Origin of the sequence: Thermodesulfobium sp. 4217-1 (assembly GCF_039822205.1) — a bacterium.
Taxonomy (GTDB): Bacteria; Thermodesulfobiota; Thermodesulfobiia; order Thermodesulfobiales; family Thermodesulfobiaceae; genus Thermodesulfobium.
On record NZ_JBAGBW010000016.1, the window covers coordinates 1 to 22,652 of the forward strand.

Sequence of the window (22,652 nt, forward strand, 5' to 3'; positions counted from 1 at the left end):
GGGGAGAAAGTGAGAGACTTGAGTGACGCCCATGTTGGCCTTGCTAAAAAGCTTTTACTTACGTTTGACTCCATCTCTTGAAACATTTCGATTGGAACGGTAAAGGTAAAGATATCATCGCCAAGATGGTTTCGTATATTCTTTCTTGCAGAGATATCGCTTAACCCTACCACAGCCCTCTGGGGTGCTGATCCTCTCTCTTTATAAGCAAAAATACCCATAGTCTGGCAACCTGCGCCCCACGGAAAAATTACACTTTCGAAAGAGTCCCTGCCATAATTTGCAAGAACAACTAAAGCAGCCAGTTCATGTGGATTCACAGGGAAGACTATCACCTCTGGTTTCTCTACATTCAAATCTACATTTTGCAAGGGCTTAAATATTACATATTCTGTTGGAACTTCCATAATAGGCATCTGTTCTAAAAATTTTTTAACTTTTTCCGGGGTCTTTACGTATCTTTCCCCCTCAAGAAAGTCTTCAATAAAGTCTTTCCTTGCCAGATTCTCTAAGCTTGCAGCGATTTCCTTGCCTAAGTCATCTTCCTTATTCCCGCTTGACAAAAATTTTTCAAAACACGATTGTCCCCCAGGAAAGTATTTATAGGCGTTGCCAAAGCCAAGACCTACTCCGCCGCCCCAACAGCCATAGGTTTTTCTATCAAAGGCAGCAGTCCTTCCTTTAGCAGCATTTGCAAAAAGCCACATCACGCAGCCCCATCTGCCCTCTTTGAATCTCATTGCATTTTCAGGCAACTTATCCGACCAGATAATCGCAACAGGATTAAACTTCATTTTCAAAGCCGATTCTATCTGACTTTTCATGTTTCCCCCTTTAAAAATTTAAAAAAATTTTAAAACATATAATATTATTATATTATTGTAAATTAAATATCCTTCTGTCGCCCAAAACGTTGAAATCGCTTCTGTATTTTTCTACCGATGAAAGATCTATATCAGAAAAATACAGGCCTTCTTTATCGCCGCACTCCAAGAGAGTTGCCCCATAAGGGTCAAAAATAAGAGAGTTGCCAGAATACAAGTTATTTCTATCAGAGCCCACCCTGTTTACTCCGACTATGAAGCATTGGTTTTCAATCGCGCGAGCCCTTAAAAGAGTTTTCCAGTGCTCTATCCTGCTCTTTGGCCACATAGCGCTCACTATCGTAACCCTTGACTTTGTGGAAATCTTTCGAAAGAGTTCTGGAAACCTTATGTCGTAACAGATTGCAAGACCCACCTTGCCCAGATTCTTTGACTCTGCCACCACAGACTCACTCCCCTCTGAAAAGATATCCCTCTCCCCCATAATACCTATTAGATGGATTTTCTTGTATCTACCAATGCAGCTTCCGCCGCTAAAATAAAAGCCGCAATTGTACATGCTGCTGTCTTCTTTTACAGGCAATGAACCATATATATCCATGCTGCATTCTCTTGACATGCTTGAAAGTTGATCAAAATAATATGATAGGTTTTCGCTAACCTTTTTAATTGAACTCTTGTAATATCCAGAGAGAAAGGTCTCAGGCAAGGCTAAAAGATTTAGGTTGTTCTTCTGAGCCTCTAAGATCGCCCTCTTAACCTTCTCAAAGTTTAATTCAAAGTCTCTTAATATGTCCATCTGAAAGAGCCCTATTCTCATTTGTCCACACATCCTTTTTCCATAAACCATATATATAGATCCAAGACTCCCGGTGGCTTTCCAAAATCATCTGAAATTTGAAAAAAGGTTTTCTCGAAATTAATATATGTTTTTTCGGTAATTGTTTTGGGAATCTCATCAAGATAGCCATATTCCTTCATAACCCTTAATATGTGCCTGTCAAGAATCGCCACATCAAATATACCAACGTTTCTAAGGAAGTGGCTTGCCTCTTTCATCCCAAAGCCCTTTACCTCTTTTACCAGGGTCTTCCTCTTGTCAAAAGTGCTTACATCAGAGCCCAGGATATCTCTCAACATCCCAAAAAGTCTTCTGTTTTCTACGATAAATCTATATCGCGGATTCCAGAACCTATAGCCCAGCTCTCTAAGAGTTAGCTTTAGCTCTTCTTCCTCCATATACAAGAAACCATCGCCTATCTTGTTCTGAATAGATATGCCGCCCTTAGCAGAGTAGTTTGCAGTCAGAACACAGAAACAAAGCTCCTCAAAGATCTTTTCTTCACTGCCAGAACCAATTTCTCTAAACTGAGAAACTCTCAACTCAATTTGGCTCTCGCAAGGAGATCCCCTAAGAGAGTCTAACTTATCTAATAGTCCCAATTTTATTTGTGATGTCCTGAAATTTCTCCCAATTCCATCATAAAGCCCTCTTCCTTCATCTTTTCCATAGAGCACTCGCCTTCCATGCCCTGATCGTTGTATTCGCATACCCTGTTCTCTATATCCACAGTAAGCTTCCCGTCGGCAATTGCATCTGAGTGATACCACCACATAAAGATAGGCTTGTATTCATATTTTGAGAAATACTCTTTCCCTATAAATGACACTATGTATGGAGCCATAAGCAGGAATTTCTTATCTACAGACTTAATATTGGCTGCCAGATCCCCATCTAAATCGAGCTTGTTCTTCCACAAGTGTTCTCTTGCCTCAAGTCCTCTATCCAGCTTAAGGAGCATGTCCTCTTCATTTTGTTTTATAACATTTTGCCACAAAGCAAAAAACTCATTATCCAAATTTGCACCTCCAAAATATTTAAAAACCTAATATAAAATTAGATATTATATTATACTATAATGTTGATATTAGCTTTTTGATAGAGAACTTATTAGTTTAACCAATTAAAATTTTATTCTCAGTTTGCTAATTTCAGGAGGAAAAAAATGGTTGATATCAATTTTAAAATAAAGGATAAAATTTTAGAAATTGTTAAAGGAGATATCACGCTCAGGGACACTGATGCCATAGTAAATGCGGCAAATAGATATCTTCAGCATGGGGGCGGCGTAGCCCTTGCAATTGTCAGAAGAGGCGGAGAGATAATCCAGACTGAAAGCAATATGATAATTAGAAACCAGGGGCCTATTCCCACAGGGAAAGCGGTATACACTACAGCAGGCGATTTAAAACCAAAACACATAATCCATGTAGCTGGTCCTGATTACAATGAATATGCGCCTGACGCAGCTATGGAGCTACTAAAGATGTCTATAAATTCGTGCTTTGATCTCGCATTGAAACTTAGGCTAAAAAGCATTTCTCTTCCTGCGATTTCATCAGGCATATACGGCTTCCCAAAGGACAAATGTGCTGATATTCTTATTCGAGAATCCTTTGAACATCTTATGAAAGACGAATCGCTGAGAAAAATTGAGTTCGTGCTCTATGAAGAGATTACAGCAGAGGTTTTTGCAACAACAGCAAAAAAATATTTTGAAATTTATAAAAATAGAAAATAATTAAATGGAGAATATTGCAGATATACTGAAAAACAGTCCGTTTTCTGACCTACTCTCTAAAGATCCAATCCCAGAGATCAGCTTCCTGATTGGCGAATGGAGGGCCTTAGGCGGAAAGCCTGAGAACAAGATCTCGTCGATAAATAACAAGATACTTTACAGGTTTAGGGGGCCTGTCTCCCCTGACATAAAACAAATTATAAATACCTCCCAAGAGGGCTTCTTAGAGCTGTCAAAAATAAGCCACTACAAGAGATTTGATATGTTGATGAAATGCAGAAAGTTGATTGAGGAGAATTTCGATCTCCTGGCGAATGTCATAGTTATGGACAGCTCAAAACCGATAAAGCTTGCAAGGGGCGAAATAGACTCCACCATAGAAAGGCTTAATTTCTCAAGTATCGATCTGATGGCGCTAAAGGGAGAATACATACCGTCAGGCATATTTGATGATTTGAAGGATAGAAGCGTAATTACCCTGAGAGAGCCATACGGCATATCTGTTCTTATCAGCCCGTTTAATTTTCCCTTTTTTCTCCACGCATCCAAGCTTGCAAGCGCTCTGATAGCTGGCAATTCTACCATTTCCATACCCAGCGAACACACACCTCTATCAGTCCTACTTCTGATAAAGATATTTGAATTGGCTGGCTTTCCAAAGAAGGCCCTCACCACCATTGCGACATCAGAGACACAAATAAAAGAGATGATAGTAAATAACCAGAAAACAGACCTCGTTTCTCTTACAGGTTCGAGCAAAACTGGCGAGAGCGTGATAAGAAATGCGGGCATAAAGAAGCTCCACCTTGAATTGGGCGGCAAGGCATTTGGCATAGTTCTGAAAGATGCCAATCCAAAAGAGGTCACAAGGTGTTGGCTAAATGGGGCGCTAAAAAACGCAGGACAGCGTTGTGATGCTCTAAATACAATATTAATTCCAGAAGAGATAGAAGAGGTCATTGTGTCTTCAACGCTGGACAAAATAAAAAACATAAAAAGGGCGGATCCCTTTAGCGAAGAGTGCAACCTGGGGCCATTGATATCAACCTCATCTGCAAACAGATTAAAGAAGCTTATAAAAGAGGCGATTGACTCTGGCTCAAAGATAATATTCTCAGACAGCCCAACCAATGCCTATTTTCCGCCACAATTAATAAAGATCTACAACCCTGAAATAAAGCTGATGAAAGAAGAAGTATTCGGTCCGATTTTCATATATTACGTATACAAAGATATAAATGAGGCGGTAAACATTATAAATTCTTGCAAGTACGGTCTGGATCTTGCAATATTTGGCTCTGACGTGAACTATATGATTAAGCTATCAAGAAGGCTCAAGGCTGGGCAGATACATATAAACGACTATCCCAGACACGGCACCGGATATTATCCTGTCGGAGGGATCAAGTCGTCAGGAACGGGCAGCAAAGAAGGCATATTTTACACTGTCCAGGAAATGAGCTACACAAAAGCGATAATAGTGAAAAATTGATATATCATAGTGCTTCTTATTGGCTCTTTGTGTTCCCAGTCGGCTCAATGTGACCGGCTTTTTTAAGATAGTGTACAACAACAGCCTTTAAAACGCCAGTCGCTGGTATGGCCAGGATTAAGCCTTCCAAACCAAAGAGCTGCTCACCTGAGACCAGAGCCAATATTATAAGAATTGGGTGAACCTGAGCCTGCTTTCCCATTATCCTGGGGCACAATACATAGCTCTCCAGCCAGTGTATGCAGAGTATCACCGCCACAACCTCAAGAGAAACTGTCCAAGACTGAGTGAGTCCAAGAAAAACTGCAGGCAAGGTGGTAGAGAGGGTTCCGAAAACTGGTATTACAGAAAGACATCCTGCCAGCACCCCTATCAAGATGGCGTATTGAATTTTCAAAATAACAAGGGCTATGGTAGTTAATGTACCGTTTATAAGACATATCAGAAATTGCCCCCTGACAATCCTCTTCAAAACAAAATCCACATCGGTAGAGAGCTCCACGACCTCTTGCCTTCTGTCGGGGGGAAATAGGGTTAAGAGACCTTCTTTAATATTTTCAAAGTCGATTATCCAGAAGGCGGCGACCATAAACACAATAAATATATTAACGCCCGTTCTTACAGATTCCAAAAAAAATGTCTTCAGAACTTTTGCGCTCTCGTAAAAGGAGAGAGAATATGGGTGAGACTGAACGTATTCCTGAGACAAGAAAACTCCGTTAAATGAAGACCTGATATCAAGGGGTATAGAAAATGAATTCAAAAGCGTCTGCAAATTGTCCATATAGCCCTTAATCGATTCAAAATATACAGGTGTGTGCCTTGCTATGCTCCTTACTTCGTTAGAAAGGCCAAAGAAGAGCACGATACCAATACTTCCCAGGAAGGCAAACACTATAATATAAGATACGATCAGAGATATTACCCTATTTTTTTGAAATCTCAACACTAAGTTAAAGAGGGGCTCTATCAGATACGCAAGCAAAAGAGAGATGAAAAATAGTATCAAAATACCCTTAAAGATCCACACGACAAACAAGCTCAATATTATAACAAGAGCTATAATAAAGACCTTTATTCGAGGATATACCAGATGCTCTTCGAGTTTCACTCTAAGCCTTATGCATCATTGAGAAATTTTGAGACCCTTCTTATTACGATGTCCTTTCCAAGGGCGTCTACGATCTCAAACAACCCTGGGCCTACCTTCATTCCAGTGATTAACAGCCTAAGAGGATGGACCAAGTCCTTGAAAGCAAGATCAAGGGAGGCTGCCATTTCTCTTGACTTGTTCTCCAAATCTATATGTGAATCATAACCAGTATTCAGCAGTTCGAGAAATTTCTCCAAAAGCAGTGCGGTTGAACTATTTGACTTTATGCTATCCATTTCTTCAGCCGAAAGCTCAGGTTCTACAAAGAAATATTTCGTGCCGATAACAAGGTCCTGCAGAGTCCTTGCCCTTACTTTGCCAAGATTTATCGCCCTTATGGTAAAGTCGTCTTTCACAAGCTCTATCCCTGCTTTATCATAAAAGGCTTTGGCAAGGTCAAATAACTTTAGATCGTCCATATTTTTTATATATTGAGAATTCATCCAGTCCAATCTCTTCATGTCGAATACAGCGGGATTCGAGTTTAGCTTTGCAAGACAAAACATAGATATCAGCTCATCCCTTGAAAATATCTCCTGGCCCTCTTTTGGCGTCCAACCAAGGAGCGACAAAAAGTTAAAAAGGGCATCAGAAAGGTATCCCATTTCCCTATATTCCAGAACGCTCTCGGCTCCATGCCTTTTCGAGAGCTTTGCCTTATCAGGCCCCAGAAGAAGCGGTATGTGGGCGAATTTTGGCAATTCTTTGCCGAAAGCCTTATAAATGATCATCTGTTTAAAGGTGTTCGTCAAGTGATCGTCGCCTCTTATGACGTGGGTAATATCCATATCTATATCGTCTATTACCACCGCAAAGTTATAAGTCGGATACGAGTCAGACTTCATTATCACCATATCGCCGCCCAGACTGTCATTCGCAAATGACACATCGCCCTTTACAGCATCGCGCAAAAATGACTTTCCGTCGGGGATTCTTATCCTTAGAACTGATTTTAAGCCCTTGGCTCTGAGGTCCCTCTTCTGATCCTCGCTAAGATCCCTACACCTGCCGTCATATTTTGGAGGTCTGCCCATCTTTATCATCATCTCTCGTCTTTCCCTTAGCTCCTCAGGGGTGCAAAAGCACTCGTATGCCAAACCCTTTTGGAGAAGTTCGTTTGCCTTCTCTCTATATATATCCAGTCGCTTTGACTGATAATATGGCCCCTCATCCCACTCTATCCCCATCCATTTCAAACTTTCTAAGATGACTTCCTCATATTCCTTTGACGATCTCTCTGTATCCGTGTCCTCAATCCTTAAGATAAATTTGCCCTCAAGACGCTTGGCAAAAAGGTAGTTAAAAAGTGCAGTGTGAGCTCCGCCAATGTGAAGTGCACCTGTAGGAGATGGAGCAAAACGAACTCTTATCATTAAGATCTCCTTTCATAAACGCTTCTGATGTAGTAAAAAAATATATAAGTTTATTATAAGCGATATTTCAAATTTATTAGCAATTTTTAATACCTAAGCAAGTGTCAAGAAAAGAAATTTAAATATTATTAAACTTTTCATTAACTAATATTTCTAAAACTCTTTGATTTACAAATAAAATTAATTTGTTAAAATCATTCTTATGGAAAACAAAAATAATCTGAAAATTGCTGTGGTTGTGCCCTGTTATAACGAAGAAGCAGCCATTGGAAGTGTTATAAAAGGTTTTAGAGAATCTCTAAGTGAATTTAGCGATACTAAAATTTACATTTATGACAACAATTCAGTTGATCCTACAATAGAAATAGCTAAGAAGTGTGATGCTATTGTACGTCAAGAAGAGCGTCAGGGCAAGGGGAATGTAGTAAGAAGAATGTTTAGAGACGTTGATGCTGATTTTTATATCTTAGTTGATGGAGACTCTACATACGAGCCATCTATTGCTCCATTGATGCTGAAGTTAGCTATAAAGAGGCAGTATGACCTTGTTAACTGCATTCGTAAAGAAGTGGATTCAGAAGCCTATCGCTTTGGTCATACATTTGGAAATAGAATCTTAACAAAAGCTGTAAATATGATATTTGGTAACTATATTCAGGACATGCTATCTGGTTATAAAGTTCTATCAAGGCGATTTGTAAAGTCTTTCCCAGTCCAATCAGATGGGTTTGACATAGAGACAGAGATAGCTATTCATGCATTGCAACTTCAGTGTCCTATGGGATATATTGTAGGAAATTATTATAAAAGGCAAGAGGGCTCAAATAGTAAACTAAATACATATAGGGATGGGTTTAAGATCTTAAAATTAATTATCGCACTTTTTCGTCATGAGAAACCTTTACTGTTTTTCTCTCTAATAGGTCTTATACTGGCTATGATTGCCTTGGGATTAGGTATTCCTATAGTCATACAATTTATCGAGACAGGTTTAGTGCCCAAGCTGCCTACTGCATTGCTTGCTGTAGGGATAATGATCATTGCATCTTTATGCTTCACAATAGGAATAATACTTGATACTGTAACAAAGGGAAGAATAGAAAATAAAATGCTTGCTTATTTATCGCATAAAATGTTTGATCCAGAAGGTAGTAGAGAATAGTAATGTATAGCGGCAAAGAGAATTTGGAAGATATGCTCTTAGCAGAAAATTATAATAATCATCTATCAGAGCTTATTAAGCCACATTTGAATTTAAAATATACTATTGTTGACTTTGGATCTGGTTTAGGTAATTTCGCTGAGAAATTTAAAAAAATTGGTTACAATTTATATTGTGTAGAGATAGATGATGATCTTAGAAGAAAGTTAGAAAACAAAGGGTTTAAGTGTTTTAAAACCTTAGATGAATTAGATGACGATAGCATTGATTTTATCTATACATTAAATGTTATTGAGCACATTGAAAATGACGATGAAATAATTAAAAAGTTTTATAAAAAGCTTAAGAGGGGGGGGCAAATAGTAATTTATGTCCCCGCTTTAAAGATTTTATATAGCACTATGGATAAAAAAGTTGGTCATTTTAGAAGATATTCTATGAAGCATTTGAATAACCTAATGATAAGTAATGGGTTTGAAATTCAAAGGTCTATTTATGTTGATTCTCTTGGTTTTTTAATTACATTGTTTTTCAAAACATTTGGGAATAAAGAAGGAAATATAAATCAGCAAGCACTAATTATTTATGATAGATATTTATTTCCAATGAGCATTTTTCTAGACAATTTGTTTAGGAAAATATTAGGCAAGAATCTTTATGTTCTTGCTAAAAAGCCTAATAGAGTAATTTCTTGAATAAATGAGCTTATACAAAAATCAATTTGTAAGATTTTCAATAGTTGGTGCTATAGGGTTTTTTGTAGATGCAAGTATTGTTTGGATCTTAACCCAAAAAGATATGCATCCAGTTTATCGCATATAATAGCTTTCAACATCGCAGTAGTGACAAGTTAGCTTCAAAGTTCTAAGCTTTTTTAAAACTAAAGGAGAATATATATGAAAAGTCATAAAAATCTTATACCATCAGTCTTAATCAGTGTATTCTTCTTTCTTCTAATGAACTCATTAGCCTATTATTTAGGAGCTGATTTTAATTGGGACCTATTAAATTACCATTTTTACAATGGTTATGCATTTTTGCACGGCACATTTATATCTAATTCACTTCAAACAATACAATCTTACCTTGAACCATTATTAAGCTCCTTTTATTACATCCTTATCTCCAACCTCTCTCCTTTGTTGGTCAATCTTATAATCGCATCGCTTCAATCTATAAGCCCTATATTGATTTTTTTATTAAGTCTAAACATTTTTTACAACCTTAAATATAAATATTTAATATCATTTTTAATAGCCCTATCTTCAATTTTTGGTCCAACTTTTATTTCAGAAATAGGTTCCACTATGGGAGATACTCTTGTCGCACCTCTTATTATTTTATCCTGTTTATTTATGATAAAATCAATCCAAAAAATTACCATTGAAAATAAATCATACAATAAAACTATCTCCGTTTATATAGTTGCCTCTGGAATAAGCCTTGGATTAGCAGCAGGACTTAAACTAACTAATATGATCTATGTAATAGGTATGTTCGCTTCATCTTTAATTGTATTTTTGCTGCTAAATATAGAACTTAAGAAAAAGTTAACTTATATCTCACTTATATCCCTTAGTATGGCTATATCATTTCTTGTTATCTATGCCCCAGTTGGCATAATTTTGTATGACAACTTTAAAAATCCCTTGTTTCCTTTTTTTAATAATATCTTTAAATCTCCGTTTATATCACCCGTAGCTATCGGAGACACAAGATGGACTCCTAAAAATTTATTTCAATACTTTGAGGTGCCATTCTTACTAATTAGCAAAAAAGTTGTCTTGCCATATTCAAACAATTGGGTAGGCAGAATGGAATTACCTTTTAAAACTTGCTTGTTTGCAGACATAGCTATTTTTGTTCCATTCTATTTTTTTTTATTAATTAAGCAATTTAGGCGCAAATATAATGAATATCCAAACATATTCATAGTTTTATTTTTTATATTTTCTTATATTCCTTGGCTATTAGAATTTGGACTTTATAGATACATAGCAGCCTTAGAGATACTGGCACCCTTGGTCCTTTTCATAATCATCTCTTCATTTATTAAGAACAAATATTTATACGTCATTTTATCGGGAATTATTTTACTGCTTTGTTTAATGAGTTATCCATATTATAACTGGGGTCGTATCAAACCATTCCCTGAAACTTACTTTGGAATCGACAAGCAAATGTTCAAAGAATACGACAACTCAATGATAATTGTAGGCAGCATTCCAATAGGCTTTGTCATTCCATATTTACCGGAAAATGACAAAATTATAGCTATTCCATTTAAAGTATTCCCCTTTTTCAGAATACCCTTAACTGAACAATATGAACATAAATATTACAAAAGTATTGAAGACTGGGACAAAAAAATATATTATCTATCTATCAACCAGCCAGATACACAAAGAGCATTAGAAATTCTAAAGGACTATAAGCTCTTAATTAATTTTGGTTCTTGTAAAGAAACAAGAACCAATGGTCCAAAAATTAGCCTTTGCAAAATGGAAAAAGTCAGTGCTATAAATGACTCGATTATAAACAAACTGATAAATCAAGAAAACGAAAGAAGTTTAAAAATCTTTGATACTTTATTAAATTCATCAATCAAATATCTCGATACAAATAGCAACCTCTCAAATCTATACCCACAATATCTTGAAGAAAATGGATATCTTGACAAATCTTTTGGATATGGACAAGGAGCAGGTTTTAACTGGACCGTTAATGGCAGTTGGGCTGGAAAATGGCCATGTCCTGACAATAAGGGTAGCTGTTTTGGTATAGGACTATTAGGTGATTCTTACAATACAAAATCAATAATAGATAAATATAAGTCTAAAAGCTTACAAACATTCTTCCCCTATCCAAAAATATATGATAAAGAATCTAAGGAGTCAAACGGATTCCTTCTTATGGTTTTTAGGACACCAAAGTAACAATTTTTATTTTTATTTGCACAAAATTAAAAATTGAGATTTAGCATATTAAATTAAATGCTGATTAAGAGTTATTTTTGTATAATGTTTAAGTTTACTAGAAATAATTTTAGGAGGGCACGTTGAAAAAAGAAATATTCTCATTTATTGGCAGCCAGAGAATACTAAGCTCTTTGAGATCAAGGCTTAGCACTTCTGCCCTGAAAGACAATCTCAAGCTCAGCGAAGAAACATTTGCTTTTATCGTTCTGTTCTTCCTCACTTTTTATATTATTATTATGCCTTTTGGAGCAGGACTTGACCCCTCCTGGCAGTTTGCAATGAACTATGCCTTCGAGCACGGTCTAACCTTCGGCAAGGATATAATATTCACTTTCGGACCTCTGGGCTTTCTGGCAGCGCCTGGCCCGATGTATCTGCCGCTAATCTTTGCTAATCCAATATTCATAATCATAAACTCATATATGATACTGTCTTTTATATTTCTCGTTAAGTTATGCAGTCAGGAGCGCACGATAAAAAGATACTTAGGCTATCTTCTCACATATATCCTGATCCTGATCATAAACGACCACAACTTTGTAAGATCCCTTGATTTAGACCTCATATTTACGAGCTTAAACCTTTCATTTCTCTTTTACCGCACGAAAAAGCCTGTTTACCTTCTGATGAGCGCACCTGTCCTCGTATTTGGCTTTCTTTACAAGTTTGGAGCCTTTGCAATGTGCGCTGCCATCTATCTTTTTAGCTACCTTATAGCGATCAAGAACCGCCGCTTTAAGCTCCTGTCCTCTTATATACTTCTCATTATCCTTCTTTTCACTCCCTTTTACCTTTATTTCTTTAAAAATTTCTCAAACCTTATAAACTTCACGCGCGGCTATCTTGAGCTCTCATACGGCTATTTTGCAGCCTCATCGTCATATCCCCCTATCCACGAAAATGCCTTTGCTATTGTATTTCTTCCTATTGCCTTTCTTACATTTTATCTGGTAAAGAATAAAGAGTTTAAGATATTTTTAGTCTCATTAATCCCATTTTTCTGGCTGGTCGCGAAGTATTCCTTCTGTATAGAGGGACCCTGGTTTTCGGGCTTTTTTACCACTGTCTTTTTAGGATTTGCAATCTTTACGATCATCGTCTTAGAGAATAGACAAATCTTCTCTTTTTTAAAGAGATTTACCATTGCCTGGTTTATAATGCTTATTTTCCTGATCTCATCCAACTCAATAATGCCAAATTACTGTTCAAACCTTCTTGGGAACATCTCAAACAGTCTGGACTTTAAGTACTTTAACGTAGCAAATCTCACTGCGATGACAAACAACGCGAAAGTTCAAACGGAGAAAAATCTTGAAATAGACACCCTGCCAGAGAATATCGAAAGGAAAATTGGAAAAGCATCGGTGGACACATACCCCTGGGAATCATCTCTGGTATTTGCCAATTACTTAAACTGGGACCCAAGGCCTGTCTTTCAGTCCTATACCGACTACACCCCCTGGCTTGACAGCCAGAACGATGCCTTTTTGCGATCAGATAACGCGCCCGAGTACTACATCTGGTATGGAGTTGGCAACAATCCTCCCTTTCAGAGCTTCAGGGGTGGAATGCTCCTGAATGACGACCCAAAAACATTATTGGATATCCTTAGAAATTACTCTATGATAGAAAGAGAAAAGAAGTTTACCCTCCTTAAGAGATGCGCGTCCCCATCAATCTCTGAGCCCACAAGTATAGGGCAATCTGAAGCTGGCTGGAATACCTGGATAAATGTGCCCATAAAAGGATCAGACAAAAATATAGTACTTGCAAAAATCTATATAAAGAAGAATCTACTTGGCTCGATAAAGCGCATGTTGTATAAAGAAGAACCGATTAGCATCGAGTACAAAGATATAAAGGGCAATATTCACACCTTTCGTCTCCTCCCTGACAATGCAATAGAAGGCGTCTGGATAAGCCCCCTGCCAGTAAGCATGGAGAACAAGGTTCACTTTATGAGCGCAGTCCCCATAGAGTCATTTAGGATAACTGCTCAGGACAAGCTGCTATACAGTGATAAGATTAAATTAGTTTGGGAGAAGATAGATATATACGATAAAGATCTTATAAAATTATCTGACTAAGAAGTTAGTTTTACTAAGTTTATATTTCTAACCCTGGGGCCGTCTGCCTCCACGAAGAATATCCCCTGCCACCTGCCCAGCTTCAGAGCGCCCTCCTCTACGGGAACCATCACAGATGAGCCAATAAGAGTTGAGATGACGTGTGCGTCAGAATTTCCTTCCAGATGTCGAAATCTTATGCCTTCAGGAATATGAAGCTTGAGAAAGCTCTCAATGTCAAGGGCCACATCCGGATCAGATGCCTCGTTTATAGTAATTGCGGCAGTTGTGTGAGGCACATAGCAAAGAAGCGCCCCATTGTAAACACCAAATAACTTCCTTATCGCGCTGTCTATCATAGACGTAACGTCTATTAGCTGAAGCTTCTTTGAGGTCCTGAGACTTATCGATTCTGTCAAATTATCACCTTGTACACTCTGAGAGAGAAGTAATTAATAAAAAAGGCCGCCTCGGCGGCCTTTTGAAGTTTTTTACCAGGAAGTGCAGGTTGTGCCAGCGGCTCCAGAGCCCGTGCAAGAAACAGTACCAGTTGTACTATCATAGCTAAGAGTATATTGATAACTTGTTCCACCAGCAGCAACTGATAGAGTGTTTCCATTAAAATATATTCCGCCCTGAGATTGAGTACTAGCCTCAACATCTGCTATACCTGCTGCGTAGGTTCCATTCTGCCCATAATACAGAGCTGCTGCGCCCCTCAAGGCAGCAAGCGCGCCCTTTGCAGATGCGTCAGCAGCGTTCTTGGTAAGGTTTTGATAAAGCGGAAATGCGACTGCAGAGAGTATGCCGATGATGACGATGACCACCAAAAGCTCGATCAACGTGAAACCCTTCTTGTTCCTTAGACTCTTTCTTGGTAAGTTTAGCATATAACCCCTCCTAAGATTATTTTTAGAACTTCTTACATTATAAATCAGTTGCAAAGCTGTCAATAGTAATACTCAGTCCTATATAAACACACCTCCTTACACTACTATGATATACCATATATCGGCAAAAGAAAAGAGAAATTATTTGACTATAGAAACTATTTTACGATTGCCTGATACAGGCTAAATATAGGCAGATACATTGCTATTACGATAAATCCCACAATGCCACCTATTATCACTATCATAGCAGGCTCCAGCATGCTTGAGAGAGCTTTTACAGTGGTCTCCACCTCGTCGTCATAGTAATCGGCAGACTTATCCAGCATCTCATCAAGGTGCCCCGTTTCCTCACCGATAGCTATCATCTCCACCAATACCATAGGGAATTTATCGGTCTTGCTCATAGAATCGGCTATCGTCTGGCCCCTCCTGACAGCGTCGTGTATAAACCTTATGCCCTTCTTCAATACCACGCTGGACAACACGTCTTCTATTATCTCAAGAGATGTGAGTACCGGCACGCCGCTCCTTGTCATAGAACCAAATGTCCTTGCAAACCTGGAGCACTCTATCTTCATATAAAGAGGCCCGAATATCGGCAGCCGAAATATGACAAGATCAAAGGCCTCCCTGCCCTTTGGAGTCTTCAGAGCCCTGGTAAAAAGAAAGATACCCGCTATCAAGAATATAACTATCAAGATAAAGTTGTTTATCAGAAAATGGCTGGCGTTTACTACTATAGAGGTCATAAGAGGCAGCTTCGCACCCATTCCCGTAAGAAAGCCCGCGAACATTGGGACGATAAAAATCAGCAAAAAAGAGCTGAGCGCCATGGCGATGGTTAAGACAAATATAGGATAGCTCACAGCCTGCTTTACCTGATTCCTAAGGGCCATCTCCTTTTCCAGGTAGGTTGCAATCCTTGCAAGTATTACGTCAAGAGAGCCAGATGCCTCACCTGCTCTTACCAGGCTGGTATAGAGCTTGTTAAAAAGGTTGCTATGCCTCTCAAAAGCCTTTGCCAGGCTCTCTCCGCCTTCTACCCTCTTCAGGACGTCGTCGATAATATCCTTGAATGCCTTTTTCTTGGTTTGTGACTTCAGGGTGTTTAGCGTCCTTGCTATTGGCACCCCTGCCGCCACCAGGGTAGCAAACTGCCTTGAAAATATTACGAGCTCCTTCTGGCTAACCCTATTAAAAAGAGAGAAGGAGCCTGACGGCTTCTTATCATCCTTTTGCGCCGCTAAAGCCTGGGCTTGATCTTTTATTTCGTTTATCTCTACCACCAGGAATCCCTTGTTTCTAAGGTCGTTTTTCAAGACCACAAGGGATGCTGCATCGGTATTTCCAGTAACCAGCTTGCCCTGAGCGTCCCTGACCCTATAGAAGAAATTAGGCATTACAGCCTCCCAACCAGACGCATAAACTCTTCCTTGTTCACGGCGACCGTAAATGCGTCCTCAAAGGATACCTTCCCGCGCAGCACCAGATCTTTTAGAGATGAGTCAAGCTGCTGCATGCCGTATCTGCCCGAAGTCTGTATCACAGAATATAGCTGTGCTGCCTTGCCCTCCCTTATAAGGTTCTTCACAGCAGGAGTAGCGATCATCACCTCCACCGCAGCCACCCTGCCGCCCCCAATCTTTGACAAAAGCGATTGGGAGAGAACACCTTGAAGCGCTGTGGAAAGCTGGGTTCTGACCTGCTGTTGCTGGTTTGTAGGGAATACGTCTATTATCCTGTCTATAGTCTGAGGGGCATCGTTCGTGTGAAGGGTTGAGAACACCAAGTGCCCTGTCTCTGCGGCGGTAATAGCCGCAGATATCGTCTCAAGGTCTCTCATCTCTCCCACCAATATTACATCGGGGTCTTCTCTTAAAGATGCCCTTACAGCCCTAGCAAAGGATTTGGCATCATTTCCTACCTCTCTTTGATCTACTATAGACTTCTTGTGAGAGTGAAGATATTCAATAGGGTCTTCAATAGTGATAATATGGCACTCTCTTGTTCTATTTATTATGTTTACAAGTGAGGCAAGCGTGGTAGACTTTCCTGAGCCAGTAGGACCTGTTACCAGCACAAGTCCTCTTACCAGCTTGGCAAACTCAGCTACCACAGGAGGAAGGCCCAGAGTTTCCAGACTTGGGATCTCCCATGGTATCAGTCTGAGCGCTGCGCCCCATACGCCCCTTTGTCTGTAAACGTTTACCCTGAATCTACCTATTCCAGATATGCCGTAGGAGAAGTCAATATCGAGCTCCTCTTCTATCTTCTTCTTCTGAAGATCTGAGAGCATAGAAAATATAGTCTCAAATGCTATCTTTGGTGTAAGGTTGCCATACTCCTCCAGCCTTACCAATCTCCCCTCCTGCCTTATGACGGGAGGTATTCCGACAGAAAGGTGTATGTCGCTCGCGTTCATTTGAACAGCCTTTTCGAGAAGTTCTGATATCTCCATATTGCCTCCTAATCTTCGGTAAATATCTTCTTTACAATTTCCTGGGGGGTAGTAATCCCCTTAAATATAAGATCTACTCCATTTTCTCTCATTGTTCTCATGCCGCCTTTGATAGCTGCGCTCTTTATCTCTTTGGAAGGCGCTCTTGACATAACAAGAGACCTGACCTCATCGTTTACTACCAGGAGCTCGGGCACCACGATCCTGCCCTTATATCCCGTTCCAAAACACGCGCTGCAACCTGTGCCCTCAAAATATGTGATCTCTCCCACAGGTCCAAAGCCAAACCCTCCAGGAGAAATGCCCAAAGCTACCTTAAGGTCATCAGGCATCGGCACCTCTCTTACGCATTCGGGGCAGACTTTCCTTACAAGCCTTTGTGCCAAAACACAAAGGGTGCTGGATGCGAGCAAAAAGGGCTCTATATCCATATCCATAAGCCTTGGAAATGAACTGGCAGCGTCGTTTGTGTGAAGGGTGCTCAGCACAAGGTGCCCTGTCATAGCAGCCCTAACAGCTATCTCCGCCGTCTCAGAGTCTCGAATCTCGCCAACCATTACGATATCAGGGTCCTGTCTCAAAAAGGACCTTAAAAGGCTTGCAAAGGTAAGATTTATCTGTGTGTTTACCTGAGACTGGGTTATACCAGGGATATAGAACTCCACAGGATCCTCGGCAGTCAATATGTTAACGTCTTCATTGTTGAGCAGGCTAAGGGCAGAATACAGCGTGGTAGACTTTCCTGAGCCAGTAGGACCGGTTACAAATATCATGCCATAAGGCTTTTGCAATATAGATTTAAAGGTCCTTAGCTCCCTTTCGGGAAATCCTAAAAGCTCCAGGTCCATCGCTACTGCCTTTTTGTCAAATATTCTAAGAACAACCTTTTCTCCCTGAGTACAGGGCATTATTGATACCCTCATATCTATCTCTTTGTTTGCCACATTCAGGTGCATTCTGCCATCCTGAGGCCTTCTTCTCTCTGAGATGTCGAGAGTGGAGAGTATCTTTATTCTTGAAACAATAGCAGGGCCAATTGTTTTTGGAAACTCTGAGATCATCAAAAGCGAGCCGTCAATCCTATATCTTAAGACTATCTTGTCTTCATAAGGCTCTATGTGAACATCTGATGCCCTTTTTAGGACTGCTTCTTCCACAATTGAGTCAACTAAATCCACTACAGATTCGTCATCGCCATAGGTAAATTTCTCTTTTTGCTGCTGAGAATCGGTATAGGCCGCTACATCGTCAGCTTCCTTCCCGAACATCGTCTCTTCTCTTTTTTTGAAGCTTATCTCGCCAGAAATATACTTTGCAAAGTCGCTTGCAAGGATCATAGCAGGCTCGATATCTGTCTTTGTAATCATACGAACGTCGTCAACGGTGGACAGATCCTGTGGGTTCACCATTCCAAGCAAGAGGTTTTTCCCCTTTAACGCTAAGGGCAATATCCTTCTTTGTTTTATGAAATCTGGAGATAAAATCTGCAAGGCCTTTTCATCAAGTGGGGTTTCTTGTATGCGTTTTATCTTAAAGCTGTAAATGCCCTCCAGCCTCTGGAGCAAGTCTTTCGTCAGAAGCCCTTTGTTGTCCAGTATGTCGAGCAAGGGCATATCGCCAACCTCAAGTTCGTATAAAACGTCTCTAACATAGTCTTCTGTCAAAAGACCATCATCCAAAAGCTTGCTAACTACCCTTGCTTCTTTCGGCCTTTTCGCGCTCTCTACTGTCAAAACCCACCACCATTTTAAAGAATTTATTTATGACACATAATTATCATATTACCAAAACTTTTAATTAAATTTTATTAACGTTCTCACTTTATTGTAAAAATTATATAATATTATCTGACAAAATAACAGGAGGTAATATGAACGAATTATTGATAGAAAACGCATCAATACTCGATGTAAAGTCTGGCAATGTTTTAGAGGGGTCAAATATCTACATCTCCAATGGCATTATAAAAGGCATAAACGTTAAGAAAGAGTGTTCTGAAAAGATAAACCTAAACGGTCAGCTGGTGATGCCAGGGCTGATAAATGCTCATACCCACGCAGCAATGACGCTCCTTAGAAGCTATGCAGACGATCTGTCCTTGATGGATTGGCTCACCAACCATATTTGGCCTAAGGAAGCCCAGATTATAAACCCTGAAACGGTATACATAGGCACCCTTATTGCCTGTTATGAGATGGCGAAAAATGGGGTTACTACATTTGTAGACATGTACTTTTATGAAGATATGGTAGCAAAAGCAGCCGAAGAAATAGGCCTAAGGGCCTTAATTGGCGAGGGGGTTTTGAGCATTCCTACTCCTCATGCAAAAGGCGAGGCACAAGGGATAGAAAACACAAAAAGATTAATAGAAAAGTACAAAAATAGCGAGCTAATATCTACTGTCGTCGCCCCTCACGCCCCATATACCTGCTCAGATGTCCTATTAAAAGAGCTCTCATCAATAGCCATAAGAGAAGGTTGCCCAATTCATATTCACCTGTCAGAATCTGAAAAGGAGTTCCTCGACATGCAAAGGGAAAAGAGCCTCACCCCCACAGAATACCTTGCAAACCTGGGGCTATTTGAGGCAAAGACGCTCGCAGCCCATGCAAATTACTTAACCGATGAAGACATCTCTATTCTGAAAGAAAACGATGTAAGCATAGCCCACTGCCCCGAGAGCAACGCGAAACTGGCAAGCGGCATATGTCCTGTGGTAAAGCTATTCGACTCTGAGATAAACGTAGCGCTTGGCACAGACGGGGCAGCCAGCAACAACAACCTTGATATTCTTGGTGAAATGGATTTTGCTCTAAAACTTCAGAAGATCTCCAATGGGAATCCGCAGGCGCTAAAGGCCCTTGATGCCCTTCAAATGGCTACCTCAATGGGAGCAAGGGCGATATTTAAAGAAGAAATTGGCAGCATCGAAGTGGGCAAGAGAGCTGATTTTCTTGTGATAGACAGAGAAAACCCTTCATTGCTGCCAGGACACCACATAGTAAGCGACTTAGTCTACAGCGCTACACCCGATTGCATATTGAGCCTTTGCGTAAACGGCAAATGGGTTATAAAAGACAGACTTCCTCAATTCGATAAGGATAAGATAATAGGACTTTCAAAAGAGGTTATGAGGAAGTATTTTCCATAAAAAATTCTTTAAAGACAAATATAATAGGGCTTGCAGGATAGAGGTCTTCAATATCGTGCAAGAATGCCTTTGTAATAACAATTAAAAACCCCTTAAGCTTATAAAGTAAGCTATATGTACTCGACGTCGTCTTCCTCCAGGTATTCTCCCTGCCAGATTTCCAATATCTGAGCGCTTATCTTGCCAGGATTGGTTATCTTGTGAGGAGTAGATTTCGGTATCAAAACGCTCTCGCCCCTGTGATAAAATGCCTTCTTGCCATCTTTTTCAACCTCTACTGCCCCAGAGAGTATCATCCAGTTCTCCGATCTGTGATGGTGCATCTGAAGCATTATCTCCTTCTTAGGAAGCAACAATACCTGATAGATAAGGAAGTTATCCCCTCTGCTCACAAGAGTCTTCTGTCCCCAAAATCTATAGACAGTTCTGTGAATCTGACTCTCTTCTCTGCCCTGTTCTTTGAGGGCGTCAAAAGCGTCCTTTACATATTGTGAGTGACCCCTCTTGCAGACCAAAATCGCGTCATCGGCGTCTACCACTATCAGGTCTTCCAGGTCCACTCCCACCATAAGCTTGCCAGTACTATACATAAACGAATCTTTACAATGAAGGGCAAGCACATCGCCTGTAGTCACATTTTTGCTCTTGTCCTTTTTTGCTACATCATAAAGAGAGTCCCAGCTCCCAAGGTCGCTCCATTCAAAGCCAGATGGGATAACTGCACCCAATTTAGAACGCTCCATTACAGCCTTGTCCACAGGAATGGACGGCAAGGAAGAATATATCCTTTCAGTATCTGACCCAGGAGAGTTTTCGAATATACCTTTTACCTTGTCAAAAGTTTCTACATCAAAATTTCTCACCTCAGAAAGAAATACCTCAGGCTTCCACATAAACATCCCAGAATTCCATAGATAGTTCTCATCCTGAATATAAGTGTTTGCCTTTTCTATGGAAGGCTTCTCCTCAAATCTTGATATCTTAAAACCCTTAGAGCCTTCAATCCTGTTACCTTTTAAGATGTAGCCGTAGCCAGTAGAGGCAAAAGATGGTTTTATGCCAAAGGTTACTATATAACCCTTTTCAGCTAAATTTTCGGCATCTCTTGCAGCTTCATAAAAAAGGTTTTCATTCGAGATCATGTGATCGGCAGGCACGACCAATATCGGCTCATTAACACCAATTTTTTCAAAGTACAACGTAAGATAAAGGCAGGCCGCATAGGTATTTCTTGGATACGGCTCGAGCAAAATATTATATTTTATTTTCGAATTGCCATTGTTGCTAAGCTGCCATTCCAAATCTTCTTTGTGTGCCTCAATCCCCACAATTAAAATATGGTTTTCGCACAGGGGCAACAGCCTATCTATGGTGTTCTGCAGTAAAGACTTATCGCCAGTAAGCGATATAAGTTGTTTTGGGTATCTTTCTCTGCTCAAAGGCCAAAGCCTGCTCCCTACACCTCCAGCAAGTACAGCGATCTTCATTTTTCACTCTCCTCAGAGAAGAAGTCCATTACATTATCAATATCTTTTTCAAGGTTATATTTAGAAAAATCTTTATTATTTTCAATATTCATATAAAACAAGGGCTTAACTTCAGGCACATCTATGACGTTCAAGAGCCATCTGACAGAAAGAGCAGCACACTCATATCCCTTGGCAAACGATGTACCACCTATCAGCACGATTAGAGCCTTTCTGCCATTATTGTCAATTTTCTTGCCCAGAATATTTTTTCTTGCCCAGAACGGTTGGCATCTATCTATCGCAGATTTTAAAGTAGAAGTAACCCCACCAAAGAATACTGGGGAAAAAAACAAAAAATACTTACAAGCCTCGATCTCATCATAAATCTGGTACATATCGTCTCTAATTATACAGTTACCTGTTAAAGAACACTTTTCGCATCCCCTACAGGGGGAAATATTCATCTCTCTGATATCGAATCTGATAACATTATCCAAAAATGTTACAAACCTATCTATCAGAAAATCAGTATTTCCCCCTGCATTAGGACTTCCATTTATAACCAAAAACTTTTCCTTAGTCAATATAACTTCTTGCCCCTAAATACCTCTCGGCATAGTATGATTCGTTCAAAGAATCAACCATTATCCCACCATGATAAGCTGCGTGAATAAAGCGGTTGTCACCGATATAGATGCCCACATGACTGGGACCGCTTTCATAAGTTTGGAAAAAAACCAGATCGCCTGGTTTAAGGTCTGATGTAGAAATCTTATCTCCATCATAATACTGTGAGTCTGCATCTCTTGGAATGCTGATACCATTGATCCTAAAAACATATTGCACGAAACCAGAACAGTCGAAACCGGAAGGAGTTGTTCCTCCCCATCTGTAAGATACCCCCTTGAGATGCAAAGCAGTTCTAATTATCTCCTGTCTCAAATCTTGATTGTTTGCATACGCGCTCGGCGCAAACAGAACAGAAGAAAAAGCAAAAACAGTCAACAACAAAAAACAAAATAATTTACCCTTCAAACATTCTTTCCTCCTT

Annotated in this window: 21 protein-coding genes; 7 read left to right on the forward strand and 14 right to left on the reverse strand. The window is 39.7% G+C overall.

The window, feature by feature from the left end:
- The 4 genes from V4762_RS06830 to V4762_RS06845 all read right to left on the reverse strand — a co-directional run.
- Positions 1-824, reverse strand: an 824-nt coding sequence (locus V4762_RS06830; protein WP_347315039.1) for a DUF169 domain-containing protein, incomplete at its 3' end; no start/stop codon positions are given.
- A 52-nt stretch (positions 825-876) separates the two neighbouring features.
- Positions 877-1,644 (reverse strand): nitrilase-related carbon-nitrogen hydrolase, encoded by a 768-nt coding sequence (locus V4762_RS06835; protein WP_347315040.1) that lies wholly within the window; start codon positions 1,642-1,644, stop codon positions 877-879.
- Positions 1,641-2,342, reverse strand: coding sequence for an N-glycosylase/DNA lyase (locus V4762_RS06840; RefSeq protein ID WP_347315041.1), 702 nt, complete (start codon positions 2,340-2,342; stop codon positions 1,641-1,643). Before V4762_RS06840 ends, V4762_RS06835 begins: the two co-directional genes overlap by 4 nt.
- Entirely contained in the window at positions 2,270-2,683 is a 414-nt protein-coding gene (locus tag V4762_RS06845) for a hypothetical protein (RefSeq protein ID WP_347315042.1), read from the reverse strand. Before V4762_RS06845 ends, V4762_RS06840 begins: the two co-directional genes overlap by 73 nt.
- A gap of 147 nt (positions 2,684-2,830) precedes the next feature.
- Here V4762_RS06845 and V4762_RS06850 point away from each other — a divergent pair, with 147 nt between their 5' ends.
- Positions 2,831-3,406 (forward strand): macro domain-containing protein, encoded by a 576-nt coding sequence (locus tag V4762_RS06850; protein ID WP_347315043.1) that lies wholly within the window; start codon positions 2,831-2,833, stop codon positions 3,404-3,406.
- Between the two features lie 4 nt (positions 3,407-3,410).
- Positions 3,411-4,898: an aldehyde dehydrogenase family protein gene (locus V4762_RS06855; RefSeq protein ID WP_347315044.1), complete on the forward strand. Its 1,488-nt coding sequence runs from the start codon at positions 3,411-3,413 to the stop codon at positions 4,896-4,898.
- A 16-nt stretch (positions 4,899-4,914) separates the two neighbouring features.
- On the opposite strand, the gene V4762_RS06860 is transcribed toward V4762_RS06855, so the two are convergent.
- Both V4762_RS06860 and gltX read right to left on the reverse strand, forming a co-directional pair.
- Positions 4,915-6,009 carry an AI-2E family transporter gene (locus V4762_RS06860; protein ID WP_347315045.1) on the reverse strand — a complete coding sequence of 365 codons (1,095 nt, stop codon included), beginning with the start codon at positions 6,007-6,009 and terminating at the stop codon, positions 4,915-4,917.
- Positions 6,010-6,017: 8 nt separating this feature from the next.
- Complete coding sequence (gltX, locus tag V4762_RS06865) at positions 6,018-7,424, reverse strand: glutamate--tRNA ligase (protein ID WP_347315046.1); 1,407 nt, start codon at positions 7,422-7,424, stop codon at positions 6,018-6,020.
- Positions 7,425-7,626: 202 nt separating this feature from the next.
- On the opposite strand from gltX, the gene V4762_RS06870 reads away from it, so the two are divergent.
- The 4 genes from V4762_RS06870 (at position 7,627) to V4762_RS06885 (ending at position 13,651) form a co-directional block, all read left to right on the forward strand.
- Positions 7,627-8,586 carry a glycosyltransferase family 2 protein gene (locus V4762_RS06870; RefSeq protein WP_347315047.1) on the forward strand — a complete coding sequence of 320 codons (960 nt, stop codon included), beginning with the start codon at positions 7,627-7,629 and terminating at the stop codon, positions 8,584-8,586.
- A gap of 2 nt (positions 8,587-8,588) precedes the next feature.
- Positions 8,589-9,281, forward strand: a complete 693-nt coding sequence (locus V4762_RS06875; protein ID WP_347315048.1) for a class I SAM-dependent methyltransferase — start codon at positions 8,589-8,591, stop codon at positions 9,279-9,281.
- A gap of 201 nt (positions 9,282-9,482) precedes the next feature.
- Positions 9,483-11,522 carry a hypothetical protein gene (locus V4762_RS06880; RefSeq protein ID WP_347315049.1) on the forward strand — a complete coding sequence of 680 codons (2,040 nt, stop codon included), beginning with the start codon at positions 9,483-9,485 and terminating at the stop codon, positions 11,520-11,522.
- 122 nt (positions 11,523-11,644) lie between these two features.
- Positions 11,645-13,651, forward strand: a complete 2,007-nt coding sequence (locus tag V4762_RS06885; protein ID WP_347315050.1) for a hypothetical protein — start codon at positions 11,645-11,647, stop codon at positions 13,649-13,651.
- Here V4762_RS06885 and V4762_RS06890 read toward each other — a convergent pair.
- The 5 genes from V4762_RS06890 to V4762_RS06910 form a co-directional block, all read right to left on the reverse strand.
- Complete coding sequence (locus V4762_RS06890) at positions 13,648-14,049, reverse strand: secondary thiamine-phosphate synthase enzyme YjbQ (protein ID WP_347315051.1); 402 nt, start codon at positions 14,047-14,049, stop codon at positions 13,648-13,650. The two genes, V4762_RS06885 and V4762_RS06890, sit on opposite strands and share 4 nt — an antisense overlap.
- 72 nt (positions 14,050-14,121) lie before the next feature.
- The gene (locus V4762_RS06895) at positions 14,122-14,520 is read right to left on the reverse strand and encodes a type IV pilin protein (protein WP_347315052.1); all 399 of its coding nucleotides are present in this window, start codon (positions 14,518-14,520) and stop codon (positions 14,122-14,124) included.
- 158 nt (positions 14,521-14,678) lie between these two features.
- A complete protein-coding gene (locus V4762_RS06900; protein ID WP_347315053.1) occupies positions 14,679-15,923 on the reverse strand; it encodes a type II secretion system F family protein in 1,245 nt (414 codons plus the stop codon).
- Complete coding sequence (locus V4762_RS06905; protein ID WP_347315054.1) at positions 15,923-16,981, reverse strand: type IV pilus twitching motility protein PilT; 1,059 nt, start codon at positions 16,979-16,981, stop codon at positions 15,923-15,925. The genes V4762_RS06900 and V4762_RS06905 overlap by 1 nt, the downstream gene beginning before the upstream one ends.
- Before the next feature lie 8 nt (positions 16,982-16,989).
- Positions 16,990-18,714: a GspE/PulE family protein gene (locus tag V4762_RS06910; protein ID WP_347315055.1), complete on the reverse strand. Its 1,725-nt coding sequence runs from the start codon at positions 18,712-18,714 to the stop codon at positions 16,990-16,992.
- Between the two features lie 137 nt (positions 18,715-18,851).
- Here V4762_RS06910 and V4762_RS06915 point away from each other — a divergent pair, with 137 nt between their 5' ends.
- Positions 18,852-20,132 carry an amidohydrolase gene (locus V4762_RS06915; RefSeq protein ID WP_347315056.1) on the forward strand — a complete coding sequence of 427 codons (1,281 nt, stop codon included), beginning with the start codon at positions 18,852-18,854 and terminating at the stop codon, positions 20,130-20,132.
- Positions 20,133-20,242: 110 nt separating this feature from the next.
- Here V4762_RS06915 and V4762_RS06920 read toward each other — a convergent pair whose 3' ends face one another.
- The 3 genes from V4762_RS06920 to V4762_RS06930 are packed head-to-tail and all read right to left on the reverse strand — an operon-like array spanning position 20,243 to position 22,636.
- On the reverse strand, positions 20,243-21,619 hold the full coding sequence (locus V4762_RS06920) for a mannose-1-phosphate guanylyltransferase/mannose-6-phosphate isomerase (protein WP_347315057.1): 1,377 nt from the start codon (positions 21,617-21,619) through the stop codon (positions 20,243-20,245).
- Positions 21,616-22,185 (reverse strand): flavodoxin family protein, encoded by a 570-nt coding sequence (locus V4762_RS06925; protein ID WP_347315058.1) that lies wholly within the window; start codon positions 22,183-22,185, stop codon positions 21,616-21,618. The genes V4762_RS06920 and V4762_RS06925 overlap by 4 nt, the downstream gene beginning before the upstream one ends.
- Complete coding sequence (locus V4762_RS06930; protein WP_347315059.1) at positions 22,178-22,636, reverse strand: C40 family peptidase; 459 nt, start codon at positions 22,634-22,636, stop codon at positions 22,178-22,180. Before V4762_RS06930 ends, V4762_RS06925 begins: the two co-directional genes overlap by 8 nt.
- Positions 22,637-22,652: the final 16 nt, after the last annotated feature.

Coding starts and splice junctions, on each gene's coding strand:
- V4762_RS06835 (WP_347315040.1), bottom strand. CDS start 1,644: ATGAGAATAGGGCTCTTTCAGATGGACATATTAAGAGACTTTGAATTA.
- V4762_RS06850 (WP_347315043.1), top strand. CDS start 2,831: ATGGTTGATATCAATTTTAAAATAAAGGATAAAATTTTAGAAATTGTT.
- V4762_RS06855 (WP_347315044.1), top strand. CDS start 3,411: ATGGAGAATATTGCAGATATACTGAAAAACAGTCCGTTTTCTGACCTA.
- gltX (WP_347315046.1), bottom strand. CDS start 7,424: ATGATAAGAGTTCGTTTTGCTCCATCTCCTACAGGTGCACTTCACATT.
- V4762_RS06870 (WP_347315047.1), top strand. CDS start 7,627: ATGGAAAACAAAAATAATCTGAAAATTGCTGTGGTTGTGCCCTGTTAT.
- V4762_RS06875 (WP_347315048.1), top strand. CDS start 8,589: ATGTATAGCGGCAAAGAGAATTTGGAAGATATGCTCTTAGCAGAAAAT.
- V4762_RS06880 (WP_347315049.1), top strand. CDS start 9,483: ATGAAAAGTCATAAAAATCTTATACCATCAGTCTTAATCAGTGTATTC.
- V4762_RS06895 (WP_347315052.1), bottom strand. CDS start 14,520: ATGCTAAACTTACCAAGAAAGAGTCTAAGGAACAAGAAGGGTTTCACG.
- V4762_RS06900 (WP_347315053.1), bottom strand. CDS start 15,923: ATGCCTAATTTCTTCTATAGGGTCAGGGACGCTCAGGGCAAGCTGGTT.
- V4762_RS06905 (WP_347315054.1), bottom strand. CDS start 16,981: ATGGAGATATCAGAACTTCTCGAAAAGGCTGTTCAAATGAACGCGAGC.
- V4762_RS06915 (WP_347315056.1), top strand. CDS start 18,852: ATGAACGAATTATTGATAGAAAACGCATCAATACTCGATGTAAAGTCT.
- V4762_RS06920 (WP_347315057.1), bottom strand. CDS start 21,619: ATGAAGATCGCTGTACTTGCTGGAGGTGTAGGGAGCAGGCTTTGGCCT.